Source organism: Sphingobium lactosutens DS20 (assembly GCF_000445105.1).
GTDB lineage: Bacteria > Pseudomonadota > Alphaproteobacteria > Sphingomonadales > Sphingomonadaceae > Sphingobium > Sphingobium lactosutens.
The window spans coordinates 1-16747 of the sequence record NZ_ATDP01000094.1; the positions used below are offsets into that span (position 1 = coordinate 1).

General features: G+C 65.6%; 15 protein-coding genes and 1 pseudogene. 8 read left to right on the forward strand and 8 right to left on the reverse strand.

The window, feature by feature from the left end:
* Positions 1-743, reverse strand: a pseudogene (locus tag RLDS_RS0128330) (hypothetical protein); the annotation flags it as partial.
* Between RLDS_RS0128330 and queF the strand changes: the two are divergent.
* Together queF and RLDS_RS43240 are read left to right on the forward strand one after the other, a co-directional pair.
* Positions 742-1203, forward strand: a complete 462-nt coding sequence (gene queF, locus RLDS_RS43235) for a preQ(1) synthase (protein WP_021226656.1) — start codon at positions 742-744, stop codon at positions 1201-1203. The pseudogene RLDS_RS0128330 and the gene queF overlap by 2 nt on opposite strands.
* Before the next feature lie 164 nt (positions 1204-1367).
* A complete protein-coding gene (locus tag RLDS_RS43240) occupies positions 1368-4019 on the forward strand; it encodes a M1 family metallopeptidase (RefSeq protein ID WP_021226657.1) in 2652 nt (883 codons plus the stop codon).
* A gap of 59 nt (positions 4020-4078) precedes the next feature.
* On the opposite strand, the gene RLDS_RS43245 is transcribed toward RLDS_RS43240, so the two are convergent.
* The 6 genes from RLDS_RS43245 to RLDS_RS43270 all read right to left on the reverse strand — a co-directional run bounded on the left by RLDS_RS43245 (position 4079) and on the right by RLDS_RS43270 (position 7425).
* Positions 4079-4696: a MarC family protein gene (locus RLDS_RS43245; RefSeq protein WP_021226658.1), complete on the reverse strand. Its 618-nt coding sequence runs from the start codon at positions 4694-4696 to the stop codon at positions 4079-4081.
* Entirely contained in the window at positions 4693-5337 is a 645-nt protein-coding gene (locus tag RLDS_RS43250) for a YybH family protein (protein WP_021226659.1), read from the reverse strand. The genes RLDS_RS43245 and RLDS_RS43250 overlap by 4 nt, the downstream gene beginning before the upstream one ends.
* Complete coding sequence (folD, locus tag RLDS_RS43255) at positions 5334-6230, reverse strand: bifunctional methylenetetrahydrofolate dehydrogenase/methenyltetrahydrofolate cyclohydrolase FolD (protein WP_021226660.1); 897 nt, start codon at positions 6228-6230, stop codon at positions 5334-5336. Before folD ends, RLDS_RS43250 begins: the two co-directional genes overlap by 4 nt.
* On the reverse strand, positions 6227-6550 hold the full coding sequence (locus RLDS_RS43260; protein WP_021226661.1) for a DUF167 domain-containing protein: 324 nt from the start codon (positions 6548-6550) through the stop codon (positions 6227-6229). Before RLDS_RS43260 ends, folD begins: the two co-directional genes overlap by 4 nt.
* Positions 6547-6837 (reverse strand): YggT family protein, encoded by a 291-nt coding sequence (locus tag RLDS_RS43265; protein WP_009823262.1) that lies wholly within the window; start codon positions 6835-6837, stop codon positions 6547-6549. Before RLDS_RS43265 ends, RLDS_RS43260 begins: the two co-directional genes overlap by 4 nt.
* Before the next feature lie 105 nt (positions 6838-6942).
* Positions 6943-7425, reverse strand: coding sequence for a hypothetical protein (locus tag RLDS_RS43270; RefSeq protein WP_021226662.1), 483 nt, complete (start codon positions 7423-7425; stop codon positions 6943-6945).
* Between the two features lie 86 nt (positions 7426-7511).
* On the opposite strand from RLDS_RS43270, the gene gyrB reads away from it, so the two are divergent.
* The 4 genes from gyrB to RLDS_RS43290 are packed head-to-tail and all read left to right on the forward strand — an operon-like array spanning position 7512 to position 11865.
* On the forward strand, positions 7512-10019 hold the full coding sequence (gene gyrB, locus RLDS_RS43275; protein ID WP_021226663.1) for a DNA topoisomerase (ATP-hydrolyzing) subunit B: 2508 nt from the start codon (positions 7512-7514) through the stop codon (positions 10017-10019).
* 1 nt (position 10020) lies between these two features.
* Positions 10021-10581: a DNA-3-methyladenine glycosylase I gene (locus tag RLDS_RS43280; protein WP_021226664.1), complete on the forward strand. Its 561-nt coding sequence runs from the start codon at positions 10021-10023 to the stop codon at positions 10579-10581.
* Positions 10578-11090 (forward strand): hypothetical protein, encoded by a 513-nt coding sequence (locus RLDS_RS43285; RefSeq protein ID WP_021226665.1) that lies wholly within the window; start codon positions 10578-10580, stop codon positions 11088-11090. Before RLDS_RS43280 ends, RLDS_RS43285 begins: the two co-directional genes overlap by 4 nt.
* A 37-nt stretch (positions 11091-11127) precedes the next feature.
* The gene (locus tag RLDS_RS43290; RefSeq protein WP_021226666.1) at positions 11128-11865 is read left to right on the forward strand and encodes a DJ-1/PfpI family protein; all 738 of its coding nucleotides are present in this window, start codon (positions 11128-11130) and stop codon (positions 11863-11865) included.
* 8 nt (positions 11866-11873) lie between these two features.
* On the opposite strand, the gene RLDS_RS43295 is transcribed toward RLDS_RS43290, so the two are convergent.
* Complete coding sequence (locus RLDS_RS43295) at positions 11874-14285, reverse strand: ligase-associated DNA damage response DEXH box helicase (RefSeq protein ID WP_031298367.1); 2412 nt, start codon at positions 14283-14285, stop codon at positions 11874-11876.
* Between the two features lie 186 nt (positions 14286-14471).
* Here RLDS_RS43295 and RLDS_RS43300 point away from each other — a divergent pair, with 186 nt between their 5' ends.
* A complete protein-coding gene (locus RLDS_RS43300; RefSeq protein WP_021226668.1) occupies positions 14472-15812 on the forward strand; it encodes a cystathionine gamma-synthase family protein in 1341 nt (446 codons plus the stop codon).
* 5 nt (positions 15813-15817) lie between these two features.
* Positions 15818-16744, forward strand: coding sequence for a 2-hydroxyacid dehydrogenase (locus tag RLDS_RS43305; protein ID WP_021226669.1), 927 nt, complete (start codon positions 15818-15820; stop codon positions 16742-16744).
* Positions 16745-16747 lie beyond the last annotated feature (3 nt).

Below are 16747 nucleotides of genomic sequence, written 5' to 3' on the forward strand. Positions count from 1 at the left end.
GGGGCGAGAGGAGCGCGCGCGGCGTCGGACGACCGGCGGCGACGTTGCAGGAGGATGGCGCCAAGGATAGCGAGCAGAGCCACGACGACGCCAATGATCCACGATAGCGCCGACGCCGCCTGCTGCGGGGCGGGCGCGAGCGAGGGCGATGGTTCGCGGGCAGCGTCCGGTGTCGCGGCATTTTCCACGGGCGCAGGAGGTGACGCTGGCGCTGGCGCTGGGGCGGGCGCAGCCTCGTTGGCCGGGGCTGGCGTCGTCTGCGGTTCCGGCTCGACGGGTTCGGACGGCGGCGACGCGCGGGTTGAGGCGTCGCGCTCGGTCGATGGCGCTGCGCGAGACGTTTGCGATCGGGGCGGCGACGCCTGTGGCCGGGGCGTTGCGGGCACCGGCTGCACGGTGGCCGGCGGCGGCGTCAATGTTGGCGCGGTGACGGGCGGACTGGCTGCTGGCGCACTGGTTGCTGGAGGACTTGCGCGCGGCGTGACCGGATCGCGGTAGACGTCGAGTTCAGGCCCTTGGCGATCGGGGTCGGGCGCGGGGCGGGACGGCGGCAGGGAAAATCCGCCGCTTGGCTGCTGCGTGTCCTGCGCGGCGAGCGGCGCGGCCATCAGCAATGGCGCGGCGATCCATAACGAACGAATAAGAGACCCCATCGCTAAGCCAAGGCACAAGACGCACTGAACCGCAAGTGAACAATGCGCGGCGATGACATCAGCCGTGCGATCGCGTAGATGCGCGGTCATGACCGACCTTCCCACCACGCCGATTCATCTGGGCCAGACCAGCGCCCTGCCCGCTTCGCCGCAGGACGCCGTCCTGGACTATGTGCCCAATCCCCGGCCCGGCCGCCCCTATCTGGTGCGCTTCACCGCGCCCGAATTCACGTCGCTCTGCCCCGTGACCGGCCAGCCGGATTTCGCCCATCTGGTGATCGATTATGCGCCCGGCGACACGATCGTCGAATCCAAATCGCTCAAGCTGTTCCTAGGTGCGTTCCGCAACCATGCCGGTTTTCATGAGGATTGCACCGTGGGCATTGGCGAGCGGCTGTTCGCGGAAATGCGGCCGGTCTGGCTGCGCATCGGCGGATATTGGTATCCGCGCGGCGGCATTCCCATCGACGTGTTCTGGCAGTCGGGCGAGCCGCCGGCGGGCATGTGGCTGCCGCCGCAGGATGTGCCGGGCTATCGCGGGCGGGGCTGACGGCCGCGCTCATGTGTTTGACGAACGGGCAACAGACATCGACCAACGACAGGGCTGAGCGGCGTGATCGCTTGACCGATGCGACGAAACGGTTGATCTCGCGTTCATCGGGCGAGAGATATAATCTCATCAGCCTTTCAAGACGTGTCGGAGTCTGTCATCCCATGAGCCTTGCCAAAATCCTGCCGCTGCTGATCGCGGCCGCCCCCGTCGCCCTTGCCACACCCGCGCTGGCGCAGGGCGCCGCGCCCACTGGCCCGGCGGCCGGCATCACCACGCAATTGCCGCGCGGCGCCGCGCCCAGCCACTACACCATCGAGGTGACGCCCGACGCGGCCAACCTGCGCTTCACCGGCAACACCGTCATCGACGTGACCGTCAGCCAGACCATGCCGCAGCTGGTGCTGAACGCCGCCGACCTGACCTTTGGCGACGTGACGCTGACCCCGTCGAGCGGCCGCGCCATGAAGGGCAAGGCGACGGTCGATGCACAGGCGCAGACCGTCAGCCTGGATTTCGGCAAGCCGGTTGCGCCGGGCAATTACCGGCTGGCCATCGCCTATGCCGGCGTCATCAACCAACAGGCGAACGGCCTGTTCGCGCTCGACTACACCAATAATGACGGCCAGGCGAAGCGCGCGCTGTTTACCCAGTTCGAAGCGCCCGATGCGCGCCGTTTCGTGCCGAGCTGGGACGAGCCGAGCTACAAGGCGACATTCGACCTCAGCGCCGTCATCCCCACGGGGCTGATGGCGGTCGGCAATATGCCGGTCAAATCAACGGCGGACATGGGCGGCGGCAAGACCCGTGTGACATTTGGCACCAGCCCCAAAATGTCGACCTATCTGCTGTTCTTTGGCCTGGGCGAACTGGAACGCGCCACCAAGATGGCCGGCCAGACCGAAGTCGGCGTGATCACCGGCAAGGGCAATACGGGCAAGGCGCAGCTGGCGCTTGACGCGTCGGCCAGCATCCTGCCCTATTTCAACGACTATTTCGGCGTGCCCTTCCCCCTGCCCAAGCTCGACAATGTGGCGGGGCCGGGCCAGAGCCAGTTTTTCAGCGCGATGGAAAATTGGGGCGCGATCTTCACCTTCGAACGGGCGCTGCTGGTCGATCCGCGCTTCACGTCGGAAGCGACCAAACGGCGCATCTACGAAACCGTCGCGCACGAAATGGCGCACCAGTGGTTCGGCGACCTCGTCACCATGGCGTGGTGGGACGATCTGTGGCTGAACGAAGGCTTTGCCAGCTGGATGGCGACCAAGGTGACGGACAAGCTGCAACCCGAATGGGAAATGCTGCTGACGCGCGTCGACGGGCGCGAGGCGGCGATGAGCCTCGATTCGCTCGCCACTACCCATCCGGTCGTGCAGAAGATCACCACCGTCGATCAGGTGAACCAGGCGTTCGACGCCATCACCTATCAAAAGGGTGAAGCGGTCATCACCATGCTGGAGGGCTATGCCGGCGAGGATGCGTGGAAGTCGGGCATTCAGGCCTATATGAAGGCCCATGCCTATGGCAACACCGTCACCGACGACCTGTGGAAGGCGGTCGAGGGCGCGGGCGCGAAGGGGCTGGTCAGCATTGCCCATGACTTCACCAGCCAGCCGGGCATTCCGCTGGTCAAGGTGGACAGCGCCCAGTGCCAAGGCGGGCAGACCGTCCTGACCCTGAGCCAGGGTGAATATAGCCGCGACCAGAAGAATAAAACGCCGCTCAGCTGGAATGTGCCGGTCAAGGCGCAGACGGTCGGTGGTGAGGCGCAACGCCTGATCCTGCAGGGCAAGGGGCAGGTCACGCTGCCCGAATGCGGCGCCTATGTCGTCAATGCGGGCCAGACGGGCTATTATCGCTCGCTCTATCCGCAAGCCAATGTGAAGGCGCTGGCGAAAGACTTCACCAAGTTGGCGAGCATCGACCAAACCGGCCTGCTGGCCGACAATTTCGCGCTGGGCCTGGGCGGATATCAGCCGATCGGGCTGGCGCTCGATCTGGTCGACGCGGTGCCGGCGAGCGCCAGCCCCGCCGTGCTGGCCGAAGTGCCCGGCTATCTGGGCAGCGCCTACGACATGCTGGATGGCGACAAGGCCGCGCAGGATCGCGTCGTCGCCTATAGCGCGCGCAAGCTGACGCCTGTGCTCACCACGATCGGCTATGACGCCAAGGCGGGCGAAGGGTCGCAGGTGCCGGTGCTGCGCTCCGCGCTGGTGTCGACGCTGGGCGACATGGGCGACCAGGCGGTGGTGGCCGAGGCCAATCGCCGCTTTGCCGCGCTGGACAGCGATCCGACCGCGCTGGACGGACCGCTGCGCAATGTGTGGCTGGGCATCATCGCGAAAAATGCCGATCAGGCGACCTGGGACAAGCTGCGCGCCATGGCCAAGGGGGCGAAGACCGACCTGGAAAAGAGCACGCTCTATGCATTGCTGGGCGGTGCGCGTGACGAAAAGCTGGCCGCGCAGGCGCTGGACCTGGCGCTGACCGACGAGCCGGGCAAGACCACCAGCGCCGCGATCATCGGGCAGGTCGGCTATGAGCATCCAATGCAGGCGGTGGACTTCGTACTGGCGCACCGGGCGCAATATGAGGCGCTGATCGACGTGTCGGCGCGCAGCCAGGCGCTCGCGCGGCTGGGTGGCGGTTCGGCCGACCCGGCGATGGCGACCAAGCTGGACGCCTATGCCACCCAATATCTGACGCCGGAATCGCGCAAGGTCGTCGACCGCGCCATCGCGTCGGTCAAGACGCGCGTGGAAACGCGGCAAAGGTTGAAGGCGCCCCTCGCAAGCTGGTTCGCAGCCAAGCGGTGACGCAAAAAAGGGCGGCCCTGACGGGTCGCCCTTTTCGATTCAGCGATCGAGCGCGGCGGTCAGAAGCTGGCTTTCAGCCCGTCGATCACGAATTGCGCGGCCAGCGCCGCCAGCAGCACGCCCAGCAGCCGGGTGATGACCGCTTCGATCTTGTGCCCCAACAGCGCCATCAGCGGCCCTGCCGCGATCAGCGCGCCAAGCATCAGCAGCAACGTCACGACCACCGCGGCCAACACGACCATGCGTTCGACAAGGCCATCGGTGCGGGACATCAGCAGCATCACTGTCGCGATGGACCCCGGCCCAGCGATCATCGGCATCGCCATGGGGAAGACGGAGACATCCTCCACCTCGGGCGTGTCGGCGATCTTCTGCGCCCTGTCCTCGCGGCGCTGGGTGCGTTTTTCGAACACCATGTCCATCGCGATGATGAAGAGCATGATGCCGCCGGCAATGCGGAAACTGTCCAGTTCGATCCCCAGCATGCCGAGCAGTTGCTTGCCCCATAAGGCGAAGACCAGCAGGATCGCGGCGGCGATGCCTACCGCGCGCACCGCCATCGCCCGGCGCTGCGCCGCGCTGGCGCCATTGGTGAGGCTGGCATAGATGGGCGCACAGCCCGGCGGGTCGATCACCACGAACAAGGTGACGAAGGCGGACAGGAACAGGGCGATCATGATCCGGCCTCCACGCTATCGTCGATGACGGTTTCATAGGCCGCGCCCGTCCACATGCGGACAGTGACGCGGCGGCTCTTGTCGGGGGCGACTTCGGCGGTCCAGAGCAGGCTGTCATCGACGGGCGGCGCGTCCTTGCCGTCCGCAGCAGGCGGGCCGTCTGGCCGGGCAGGGCGCTTGCAGGTGGCGACCTTGCCCGACAGGATATCGGATGCGGGGCGTGGGCTGGCGAGCGTATCGCCATGATCCAGGATCCACTGCCAGCGCCCTTTCTTGTCGCGCCGCCAGATGGTGGTGAAATAGCCCACCGATCCGTCCGGGCGCTTCCAGTTGCCGGTGCTGGCCGCGAGCCGCCCGTCGCACGAGACATAGACGGTGGAGGGCGACCAGCTGACCGATGCCGGCGGGTCCGCCTGTTTCTTGAGCCAGTCCTTCGCCAGCACCTTGTCGGGCACGAACATCACCGCATCGTCGGCGGCGGTTTCGCGAAAGGCGGTCCATTGCCCCTCGTCCTGCGCCAGCCGGTTGAAGGCGATTTCGGCGGCGATCACCGAGCTGGGATCGGGCTGATAGCGCATCGGCGGGCGCGCCGCGACCAAGGCCGTAGCGCCGATCGCCAGCAAGACCAGCCGCGCGCTCACAGGCCGTCCGGCTTCGTGAGGCCAGCGCGGGCGTGGGCGGCGACCAGCGTGTTGCGCAGCAGGACCGCGATGGTCATCGGCCCGACACCGCCGGGAACGGGGGTGATCGCGCCGACATGGGCCAGCGCTTCGGCCGTGGCGACATCACCCACGATGCGGCTTTTTCCGGTGTCCTCGTCATCGGGGACGCGGTTGATGCCGACGTCGATCACGGTCGCGCCGGGCTTGATCCATTCGCCCTTGACCATTTCCGGGCGGCCCACGGCCGCGACCACGATGTCGGCACGGTGGACGACGCTGGCCAGATCATGCGTGCGGCTGTGGGCGATGGTGACGGTCGCATTTTCGGCGAGCAGCAGTTGCGCCATCGGCTTGCCGACGATGTTGGAGCGGCCGATCACTACCGCTTCCTTGCCGCTGAGGTCGCCCAGTTCGTCCTTCAGCAGCATGATGCAGCCCATCGGCGTGCAGGGAACCAGCGCCTCCTGCCCCGTGGCGAGCCGGCCGGCGTTGACGACGTGGAACCCGTCGACATCCTTGGCCGGATCAATGGCGGCGATCACGGCGGCTTCGTCGATATGGTCGGGCAGCGGCAGCTGGACGAGGATGCCGTCCACCCGATCGTCCTGGTTGAGTTCATCGATCAGGTCGAGCAGATCGTCTTGGCCGATCGTCGCTGGCCGCTTGAATTCGAAACTGTCCATGCCGACCGCGACCGTCATCTTGCCCTTGGAGCGGACATAGACGCTGCTGGCGGGGTCCTCCCCCACCAGCACCACCGCAAGGCCCGGCTTGCGTCCGGCCTGCTCGACGAAAGTCGGCACCGCCTGCGCGATCCGTTCGCGCAGACCCGCGGCGAATGCCTTGCCGTCGATGATCTTGCCGATGCTCATATCTGTTCCATCCACTGTTCGATGCAGGCGACAAGCCGGTCCTGCGCCCCGCCGCCGCCGATGATCCGCAGCCGCTTTAGCCGGTTGCCATCACCCGATTCCAGCATAATCGCGCTTTTCGGCCAATCCAACGCCTGGGCCAGCTGGGCGATGAGCGCGGCGTTGGCGCGGCCCTTTTCCGGCGCGGCGCGCACCCGCGCGGTAAGCCACAAGGCGTCCCTGTCGTCGCGCCAGACGCCGCCAATGTCCTGGCGGGCCGATCCGGGCGTCAGGCGGACCGCCAGCAGCAGATCCGCGCCCGACCGGCTCCAGACGGTCACACGAAGCCGAAGAGCGGCGGCAATATGGCCTGGCGGATGATGAGGATGGCAAGCAGCACGACCATCGGCGACAGGTCAAGCGCGCCCAAGTCCGGCATCACCCGGCGAATGGGATTGTAGATGGGCGCGGTCATCCGGTCGAGTGCGACCATGACGGTGCGCACGAAGTCATTGCCCATGTTGACGACGTTGAAGGCAATCAGCCAGCTCATGATCGCCTGAATGATGATGATCCACCACAGCACGTCGAGCAGGATGACGATGATCTGATAAAGCGCGTAGGCCACAAGGGTCTCCGTAAAACCGTTGCCCCGGCTCTAGCCGAGGCGCGGGGGGCGGGACAAGCCATGTGCTGGCTCTTTTGGGCGAAGGGACGCGCACCCGGCGCGCCGCTATCCCGCGATCAGCCGGACATAGGCGCTGGCGACCCAGCCGCTGGCGCATGGTCCTTCATAGACCTGTTTGCGGTCCACCGGAGAGGATACGCCGCAATCGACAGTCGGGGCGCCATCTCCGTCCGCCGGAGCCGGGCGCACGACGACGCCCAGCCATTTCTGGTCGATGCTGCGCGTGCAGACATGCAGCCGCGCGCCCTCCTCCAGGGTCGCGAGGCTCTTCGCTTCGGCGAAGGGGGCGGCGCGCAGGGGCAGGCCGTTGCCGCCCGCGCGCGTCACCTGCCCCATCACGCCGCAAGCGTCGAGGCGCGGGCCATCCTCCCCGATCGTCACCGGCCGCGCCAGCGTGGATTCGATCCGGCTGTCGGGCACGACATCCCGCGGCGCCCCGGCAAGCGAGCTGTTGGGCAGCTGCTCATAGACGTCGTTGCTTTGCGAACAGGCGGCGAGCACCAGCATCAGGGCAGGGACAATGCGCATGGAAAGCGTGATAGACCGGGCGGGACGCCGGGGAAAGACGCCATGTTTCGCTTTAGTTTCACAGGCGCATTCCCTATAGGCTTGGCATGAGCGAAGAACCCCAGATTTCCAGCAACAAGAATGATTATGGCGCCGACAGCATCAAGGTGCTGAAGGGCCTGGACGCCGTGCGCAAGCGGCCCGGCATGTATATTGGCGACACCGACGATGGCAGCGGCCTGCACCATATGGTGTTCGAGGTCAGCGACAATGCGATCGACGAGGCGCTGGCCGGCCATTGCGACCGGATCGTCATCACGCTCAACCCCGATGGGTCGGTCAGCGTCGAGGATAATGGCCGCGGCATTCCGACCGGCATCCACAAGGAAGAGGGCGTGTCGGCGGCCGAGGTCATCATGACCCAGCTGCATGCGGGCGGGAAGTTCGAGAATACGTCGGACGACAATGCCTACAAGGTGTCGGGCGGCCTGCATGGCGTGGGCGTATCGGTGGTCAACGCGCTGTCCGAATGGCTGGACCTCAATATCTGGCGGGACGGCAAGGAACATTATATGCGCTTCGCCTATGGCGACGCGACCGCACCGCTGAAGGTGATCGGCGATGCGCCAGAAGGGAAGAAGGGCACGCGCGTCACCTTCCTGGCGTCGACCGAGAAGACGCCGGGCGACGGCGGCACGTTCAAGAACCAGACCGACTATGACTTCGACAAGCTGGAGCATCGCTATCGCGAGCTGGCCTTCCTCAACAGCGGCGTGCGCCTGTTCCTGGTCGATGCCCGGCATGAGGAGAAAAAGGAGGTCGAGCTGTTCTATGAGGGCGGGATCGCGGCCTTCGTCAAATATCTGGATCGCAACAAGAATGCGCTGATGCCCGATCCGATCGCGATCGCGGGCACGCGCGACGACGTGACCATCGATGTCGCGCTGGAATGGAATGACAGCTATTATGAAAATGTGCTGTGTTTCACGAACAACATTCCGCAGCGCGACGGCGGCACGCATCTGGCCGCATTCCGCGCGGCGCTGACCCGCACACTCAACAGCTATGCCGAAAAATCGGGGGCGCTCAAGAAAGAGAAAGTGTCCCTGACCGGCGAGGATATGCGCGAAGGGCTGACCGCGATCGTGTCGGTGAAGCTGCCCGATCCCAAATTCAGCAGCCAGACCAAGGACAAGCTGGTCAGTTCCGAGGTGCGTCAGCCTCTGGAAAGCCTGATGGCCGACAAGATGGCCGAGTGGCTGGAAGAAAATCCCGCGCACGGCAAGATGATCGTGCAGAAGGTGATCGACGCCGCCGCCGCGCGCGAGGCCGCCAAGAAGGCACGCGAACTGACCCGCCGCAAGGGCGCGATGGACATCGCATCCCTGCCCGGCAAGCTGGCCGACTGTCAGGAGCGTGACCCCGCCAAGTCCGAACTGTTCCTGGTCGAGGGCGACTCCGCAGGCGGCTCCGCCAAGCAAGGGCGCAACCGGCATAATCAGGCGATCCTGCCATTGAAGGGCAAGATATTGAACGTCGAGCGCGCGCGATTTGACCGCATGCTCTCCTCCAAGGAAGTGGGCACGCTCATCCAGGCGATGGGCACGGGGATCCGCGATGATTTCAACCTCGACAAGCTGCGTTATCACAAGATCGTCATCATGACCGACGCGGACGTCGACGGCGCGCATATTCGCACGCTGCTGTTGACCTTCTTCTATCGGCAGATGCCGCAGATCATCGAGGCGGGGCATCTCTATATCGCGCAGCCGCCGCTCTACAAGGCGAGCCGGGGCCGGTCGGAGGTCTATCTCAAGAATGAGGCCGCGCTGGAGCAATATCTGGTCGACAATGGCGTCGACACGATGGTGCTGGAAACCAGCGGCGGCGCGCGTGGGGGCGATGATCTGCGCGGCCTGATCGAGCATGGGCGGCGGATGCGCGCCGTGATGCGCTATGTGCCGCGCCGCTATAATCCGCAGATCATCGAGGCGCTGAGCCTTAATGGCGCGCTCGATCCCGAACTGTCGAAAGATAGCCAGGCTGAACGGCTGGCCGCGACCGTGACCTGGCTGGGCGCCCATGATGCCGAAGGGCGCTGGTCGGGCCGCATCGCGCAGGAAGGTGGTTTCCACTTCGAGCGGCTGTGGCGCGGCGTCACCGACCATCACATGATCGAAGGCGGTTTCATCGGATCGGCCGAGGCGCGCAAGCTGCACGCCATCGCCAGCGAGGAAGCGGCCAGTTACCAAAGCGCCGGGCGGCTGGTGACGGCCAAGGCGGCGCAGGCGGCAGAAGATGCGGGCGAGGATGATCTGCCCGCCACCCCCGCCAAGGGCGCGACCATCACCAGCCCCAGCGACTTGCTGGAGGCCATATTGGCCGCTGGGCGCAAGGGATTGTCGATCCAGCGCTATAAAGGCCTGGGCGAAATGAACGCGGAACAGCTGTGGGAAACCACGCTGGACCCCGACAATCGCTCGATGCTGCGCGTCGAGGTGGAGCAGGCGGACGTGGCGGACGAAATTTTCAGCCAGTTGATGGGCGATGTCGTCGAATCGCGGCGCGAGTTCATCCAGGACAATGCGCTGAACGTCGCCAATCTGGACGTCTAAGATGGAGCCGGTTCGGTGCAGCTGGTGTGGCGCCGATCCGCTCTATCGCGCCTATCATGATGACGAGTGGGGCGTCCCGCAGCGCGATTCGCGCATGCTGTGGGAAATGCTGATGCTGGAGGGGTTTCAGGCGGGCCTGTCCTGGATCACCATTTTGCGCAAGCGGGACGCGTTTCGCGCCGCCTTTGCCGGTTTCGACCCGGACCGGGTGGCGGCGTTCGCGCCTGCGGATGTCGAGCGGCTGATGGGCGATCCCGGCATCGTACGAGCGCGCGCGAAGATAGAAGCGACAATCACGGGCGCACGCATCTATTGCGCGATGCGCGAGCAAGGTGAGGATTTCGCGAAGTACGCCTGGGCTTTCGTGGATGGGCGACCGATCCGCAATGACGGGCGGACATTCCCGGCCAAGACCGCTCTATCGGAAAGCATCTCCAAGGATTTAAAGCAGTGCGGTTTCAAATTTGTCGGCCCGACGATCGTCTATGCCTGGATGCAGGCGACGGGGCTGGTGAATGACCATGCGGCCGAGTGCTTCCGCCGCGAAGCGGTGGCGGGATGAGGCTGGCGGCCCTGCTGCTGCTGGCACTGCCAGTCGGATGCGGGGACGAGCCGAAGACGGTGGTGAATGCTGCTGGAATCGAGCGGAAGGCGGACGCGGTGCGCGCACCGGTGGTTCCCGAACCTGCAAAGTCCGACACCGATGGCGACAGATCGACGGCGGTTGCGCAACCGGCCAAGCCTTTGGTTTCACGTGGAACATCGCCGTCCAGTCCGGCTCCGCCCGACTACCGCGCCATCGGCACCGAACCCTTTTGGGCCGTCACCGTCCGGGGGGCGACGGCGATACTGGAGCGGCCCGATGCGCCAGCCCTGCGTTACAGCGTGCGGGAGGACAGCGACGGCACGTCGCTGCGTTATCTGGGCGACGGCTTCACCATGGCGATCAGCGAGGGTCCGTGCAGCGACGGGATGAGCGACGCGCTCTGGTCCGACCGGGTGCAGATCGCCTTTGCGCAAGGCGTCCTGAAAGGATGCGGGGGCATTCGCGAAGAGGATCGGGGTTTCTGATCCGCAAATCGTTAAGAAAGGAAAAGGAGATGCGATCATGCCCATGCCTCCCATCACCCCGTCGCGCCGCGACCTGCTCATCGGATCCGCGCTGATGGCCGCCGCGCCCACCGCGTCTACCGCCGCCACGCCCGTGACGGGCACGCCGCCCGTCCCGCCGGAAGGGCCGCGCAAGACGCTGGGCATGGTGGTGTTCGAGGGGTTTGAGCTGCTCGACGTGTTCGGCCCGCTGGAAATGTTCGGCATGATCAATGACCGCGTCGACACGGTGCTGATCGCCGAGAAGGCTGGACCGGTGGCAAGCCGTACCGGCCCCAAGACCGTTGCCGATGTGAGCTTTGCCGACGCGCCCAAGCTGGACATCGTGATGGTGCCCGGCGGATCGGGCACACGGCGGGAGGTCGACAATCCGGCGTTCCTGAGTGCGATGACACAATTGGCGGAGGCGACGCCGCAGGTGGCGAGCATCTGCACAGGCTCGGGTCTGCTGGCAAAGGCCGGGCTGCTGAACGGTATGCGCGCGACCAGCAACAAGATGGCGTGGCAATGGGCGACCGCGCAGGGCAAGGAGGTGCATTGGGTGCCCCGTGCGCGCTGGGTCGAGGATGGCCGCTTCATCACATCATCGGGCGTGTCCGCCGGCACCGACATGGCGCTGGCCCTGATCGCCAAACTTTATGGCAAGGTGCTGGCGCAATGGGTTGCCGACCGGGCCGAATATCGCTGGAATCAGGATGCGAGCGACGATCCCTTCGCAGCGATCAACGGCTTGTAATAGCGGACTTAGTCGGCGCGCATCGCTTCGTTGACCAGCGCCTCGGCCTCCATCAGCAGCGCGTCCTCGGCCGCCTGCTGCGCCACCTGCTCGCGCCCGATCAGGATCAGCACGGGCACGGCGAGCGGGCTGACGCGATCGAGCGTGATATGCAGCATCGTGGTGGCCGCACGGTCGATCAGGTCGCCCAGACGCCCGACATCGGTCATGCGCGCGCGCGCGTCGGCCCAGGCCGCCTTTATGAGCAGATGATCGGGCTGATATTTGCGCAGCACATCATAGATGAGGTCGGTGGAGAAGGTGACTTGTCGCCCCGTCTTGCGCTTGCCCGGATGCTGCCGTTCGATGAGGCCGGAAATGACCGCGACATCGCGGAAAGCGCGCTTGAGCAAGCTCGACTGTTCGACCCAGTCGATAAATTCATGATCCAATATGTCAGCAGAAAACAGGCTCTTAGGGTCGGTAATGGGCTTGAGGCCATAGACCGCAAGCGCATAGTCATTGGCGACGAAGCCCAGCGGCATCAGCCCCTGCGCGTCCATCCGGCGCGTGAGCAACATGCCAAGCGACTGGTGCGCATTCCAGCCTTCGAAACTGTAGCAGACCAGATAATGCCGCCCTTCATGCGGGAAGGTTTCGATGAGCAATTGCCCCGGCTGCGGCAAGGCGGAGCGCGCTTGCTGCATTTCCAGCCATTCGCGCACGTCCTGCGGAAAGCGGGGCCATTCCTGCGGCTCGGCCAGGAAATGGCGCACCCGGTCGGCCAGGCGCGTGGACATGGCCATGCGCGATCCGCCCCAACTGGGCACCCGCGCCTGCTTCGACGTAGCGCGCACGGTGAGGTCGCTTGTGTCCATCCGCACCACCTCCAGCGCCATGCCGGAAAAGAAGAAACTGTCGCCGGGGCGTAATTGCGCGGCAAAGCCCTCCTCCACCGTCCCGAGCTTTCGGCCATTGGCGAAGCGCACCGCGAGCGCGGGCTGATCGACGATGATGCCCGCGTTCAGGCGGTGCTGCTGGACGAAGCGCGGATGGGATACGCGCCAGGTTCCGTCCTGCTCTTTGGTCAGCCGCTTGAACCGGTCATAGGCGCGCAAGGCGTATCCCCCGCCTTCGATGAAGTGGAGGACATGGTCGAAGGCTTCGGTGGTCAGCGCGCTATAGGGGGTGGCGGATTGCACTTCCTTGAGCAAATCCTCCGCGCGGAACGGCCCGGCACAGGCAAGCCCCATGACATGCTGGGCAAGGACGTCCAGGCTGCCGGGACGGAAATCATCGGCGTCGCGTTCGCCCGCCTCCACCGCATCCAGTGCGGCGCGTGCCTCCAGATATTCAAAGCGGTTGCCGGGAATGAGGATCGCCTTCGACGCCAAGTCGAGCCGGTGATTGGCGCGGCCGATGCGTTGCAACAGGCGCGAGCTGCCCTTGGGCGCGCCCATCTGGATGACGCAATCGACATTGCCCCAGTCGACGCCGAGGTCGAGCGAGGCGGTCGCCACCAATGCGCGCAGCTTGCCCGCCGCCATCGCGCTTTCCACCTTGCGTCGCGCTTCGATCGACAGGCTGCCATGGTGGATGCCGATCGGCAGATTGGCGTCATTGACCGACCAGAGGTCCTGAAAGATGAGTTCGGCAAGGCCGCGGGTGTTGCAAAAGACCAGCGTCGTGCCGCGCGACTGGATTTCCGCCATGACCTGCGCGGCGGCGTAGCGGCCCGAATGGCCCGACCAGGGGACGCGCCCTTCCGGGATGAGGATGGCGACATGGGGGTCCGCCCCCTCCTCTCCCAGCACCGGCGTCACCGCGCCGATATCGCCATCGGGCGCAAGCCAAGCGCGATAGGCGTCGACATCGGCCACCGTCGCGGACAGGGCGACGCGGCGCAGATCGGGATTGATCGTCTGAAGCCGCGCCATCGACAGGTTGAGCAGGTCCCCGCGCTTTTGCGTGGCAAAGGCATGGACTTCATCGACGATCACCGTGCGCAGATGGGCGAACATCAGATGCGCGTCGGGATAGCTGAGCAGCAGGGAGAGCGATTCGGGCGTGGTCAGCAGGATATGCGGCGGGCGGGCGCGCTGCCGCGCCTTTCGATCGGAGGGCGTGTCGCCGGTGCGGGTTTCCACCTGGATCGGCAGGCCCATCTCCTCGATCGGCGTCAGCAGATTGCGGCGGACGTCGACGGCCAGCGCTTTCAGCGGCGAGACATAGAGGGTGTGAAGCCCCTGTGCCGGATGTTCGATCAGGTCAACCAGCGTCGGCAGGAAGCCAGCCAGCGTCTTGCCCGCCCCGGTGGGCGCCACCAGCAACGCATGATCGCCCTGCCGCGCCGCCGCCAGCATTTCCATCTGATGCCGGCGCACGCGCCAGCCACGCGTATCGAACCAGTCGGCGATGATCGGGGGAAGGGTGACGGACATCAGGAGGAATGTAGGGTCGCCCAGGCCCTGCGTCACCCTCTCGCCCCACCCGGCCGGCTTGGCAATTAACATGCTTGGCAGCGAAATATTATGTCTCTGCCCTCTGGCCCCCGCCCCAGCTCCTGCGTTACACTCGTCTCCATCATCAGCGGCGCCCGAGACGCCGCGACAGCAGGAGACCTGATCATGACCGGCAAGACCCCGCCCCCCGTCACCGAAGCCGACCTGACCGGCGTCGAAGCCTCCGGCAATCGCCGTCGCCCCAAGGCGTCGATCCTGGAAATCGACGGCCGCAAACTCAAGCCCGCGACGCTGATGATGGGCCACGGCTATGACCCGACCTTGTCGGAAGGATCGTTGAAGCCGCCGATCTTCCTCACCTCCACTTTCGCCTTCGAAAGCGCGGCAGCGGGCAAGCGGCATTTCGAGGGCGTGACCGGCATCCGTCCCGGCGGCGCGGAGGGGCTGGTCTATTCGCGGTTCAACGGCCCCAATCAGGAAATTTGCGAGGACCGGCTGTCGGTGTGGGAGGAAGCTGAGGACGCTTTGCTCTTTTCCAGCGGCATGTCGGCAATCGCGACCACATTGCTGGCGCTGGTGCAGCCGGGTGACGTGATCATCCATTCAGCGCCGCTCTATGCCGCGACCGAATCGCTGATCGGGCGGATTTTGGGCAAGTTCGGCGTGCAATGGGTCGACTTCCCCGCCGGTGCGACCGCCGACGAAATCGGCGCGGTGGTCGAGAAGGCCAAGGACATGGGCCGCGTCGCGATGATCTATCTGGAAAGTCCGGCCAACCCGACCAACGTACTGGTCGACCTGGAAGCGGTAGTTGCGCGGCGCGACTCCATTTTCGCCGGGGCGGTCCATGTGCCGCCGATCGCCATCGACAACACCTTTCTTGGCCCCTTGTGGCACAAGCCGATCGCCCATGGCGCGGACCTGGTGATCTACAGCCTCACCAAATATGCCGGCGGGCATAGCGATCTGGTCGCAGGCGGGGTGCTGGGCAGCAATGCGCTGATCAACACCATCCGCCTGATGCGCAATACCATCGGCACCATATTGGACCCGCACAGCGCCTGGATGCTGCTGCGTAGCCTGGAAACGCTGGAATTGCGGATGAGCCGGGCGGGCGAGAATGCCGCCAAGGTGTGCGCCTGGCTGCGCGACCAGCCGCAGGTGGAAAAGGTCGTCTATCTGGGCTTTCCCGAAACCGAGCGGCAGGCGGATATCTACCGGCGTCATTGCACCGGCGCGGGATCGACCTTCTCGCTGTATCTGAAAGGCGGAGAGGCCGAAGCCTTCGCCTTCCTCGACGCGCTCAAGATCGCCAAGCTGGCGGTGAGCCTGGGCGGGACGGAAACGCTGGCCAGCCATCCGGCGGCGATGACCCATCTGTCCGTCCCGGCCGAGCGGAAGAAGGCGCTGGCGATCGGCGACAATATGGTGCGCATCTCGATCGGCTGCGAGGATGCCGACGACCTGATCGCCGATTTCGCCCAGGCGCTGCGGCAGGTGGGCTGACCGGCATGACCAGACCCAAATTGCTGGTGGGGCAGCCCCTGCTCGCCCCGCTGCTGCCCGTTTTGCGCGCCGACTATGACGTGATCGCGCTGTGGGAGCATCCTGAGCCGGCGTCGCTAACGGATGTTGATGCGATCGTGTGGGCCGGGGAGTTCCCGCTCGACCGGGCGCTGATCGATGCAATTCCCAAGCTGCGCCTCATCGCCTGCTTTACCGTGGGCTATGACGGCGTGGACCTGGACCTGACGCGGGCGCGCGGCATCGCGGTGGCGCATGCGGGCGCCGCCAATGCCGACGATGTCGCCGACCATGCCATCGGCCTGATGATCGCGCATCGCCGCTGGATCGTCGGGGGCGACCGGCATCTGCGCGCGGGTCAATGGACGATGGAGGCCAAGACGCGCACGCGATCCCTGGGCGGCGCGCGGCTGGGCATTGTCGGCATGGGCGCGATCGGCATCGCCATTGCGGAGCGGGCGCAGGCGATGAAGATGTACGTCAGCTGGTGGGGACCGCGCGCCAAGCCGGGCCTGGGCTGGCCGCGCCTCGACAGCCTCATGACCTTGGCTGAGCGGAGCGATATCGTGATCGTCGCCTGCCGCGCGGACGAGAGCAATCGGGGCATGATCGATAGCAGGATCATGGACGCGATCGGGCCGGACGGATTGCTGATCAATGTCGCGCGCGGGCAATTGGTGCAGGAAGGCGCGCTGATCGACGCGTTGACGTCAGGGCGACTGGGCGGCGCGGCGCTGGACGTGTTCGATCCCGAACCGACCGATCCCGCGCGATGGCAGGATGTGCCCAATATCGTGCTGACGCCGCATACCGGCGGCGCAACCCATGAAGCGGTCGGTCGGATGCTTGAAACGCTGCGCGCCAATCTGGCCGCGCATTTCGCCGGTACGCCGTTGCCGGCTCCGGTCGCCTGACGA

Excerpts from the sequence above, each read along its gene's own strand:
- queF (WP_021226656.1), top strand. The coding sequence starts at position 742 with ATGACCGACCTTCCCACCACGCCGATTCATCTGGGCCAGACCAGCGCC.
- RLDS_RS43240 (WP_021226657.1), top strand. The coding sequence starts at position 1,368 with ATGAGCCTTGCCAAAATCCTGCCGCTGCTGATCGCGGCCGCCCCCGTC.
- RLDS_RS43245 (WP_021226658.1), bottom strand. The coding sequence starts at position 4,696 with ATGATCGCCCTGTTCCTGTCCGCCTTCGTCACCTTGTTCGTGGTGATC.
- folD (WP_021226660.1), bottom strand. The coding sequence starts at position 6,230 with ATGAGCATCGGCAAGATCATCGACGGCAAGGCATTCGCCGCGGGTCTG.
- RLDS_RS43270 (WP_021226662.1), bottom strand. The coding sequence starts at position 7,425 with ATGCGCATTGTCCCTGCCCTGATGCTGGTGCTCGCCGCCTGTTCGCAA.
- gyrB (WP_021226663.1), top strand. The coding sequence starts at position 7,512 with ATGAGCGAAGAACCCCAGATTTCCAGCAACAAGAATGATTATGGCGCC.
- RLDS_RS43280 (WP_021226664.1), top strand. The coding sequence starts at position 10,021 with ATGGAGCCGGTTCGGTGCAGCTGGTGTGGCGCCGATCCGCTCTATCGC.
- RLDS_RS43285 (WP_021226665.1), top strand. The coding sequence starts at position 10,578 with ATGAGGCTGGCGGCCCTGCTGCTGCTGGCACTGCCAGTCGGATGCGGG.
- RLDS_RS43290 (WP_021226666.1), top strand. The coding sequence starts at position 11,128 with ATGCCCATGCCTCCCATCACCCCGTCGCGCCGCGACCTGCTCATCGGA.
- RLDS_RS43295 (WP_031298367.1), bottom strand. The coding sequence starts at position 14,285 with ATGTCCGTCACCCTTCCCCCGATCATCGCCGACTGGTTCGATACGCGT.
- RLDS_RS43300 (WP_021226668.1), top strand. The coding sequence starts at position 14,472 with ATGACCGGCAAGACCCCGCCCCCCGTCACCGAAGCCGACCTGACCGGC.
- RLDS_RS43305 (WP_021226669.1), top strand. The coding sequence starts at position 15,818 with ATGACCAGACCCAAATTGCTGGTGGGGCAGCCCCTGCTCGCCCCGCTG.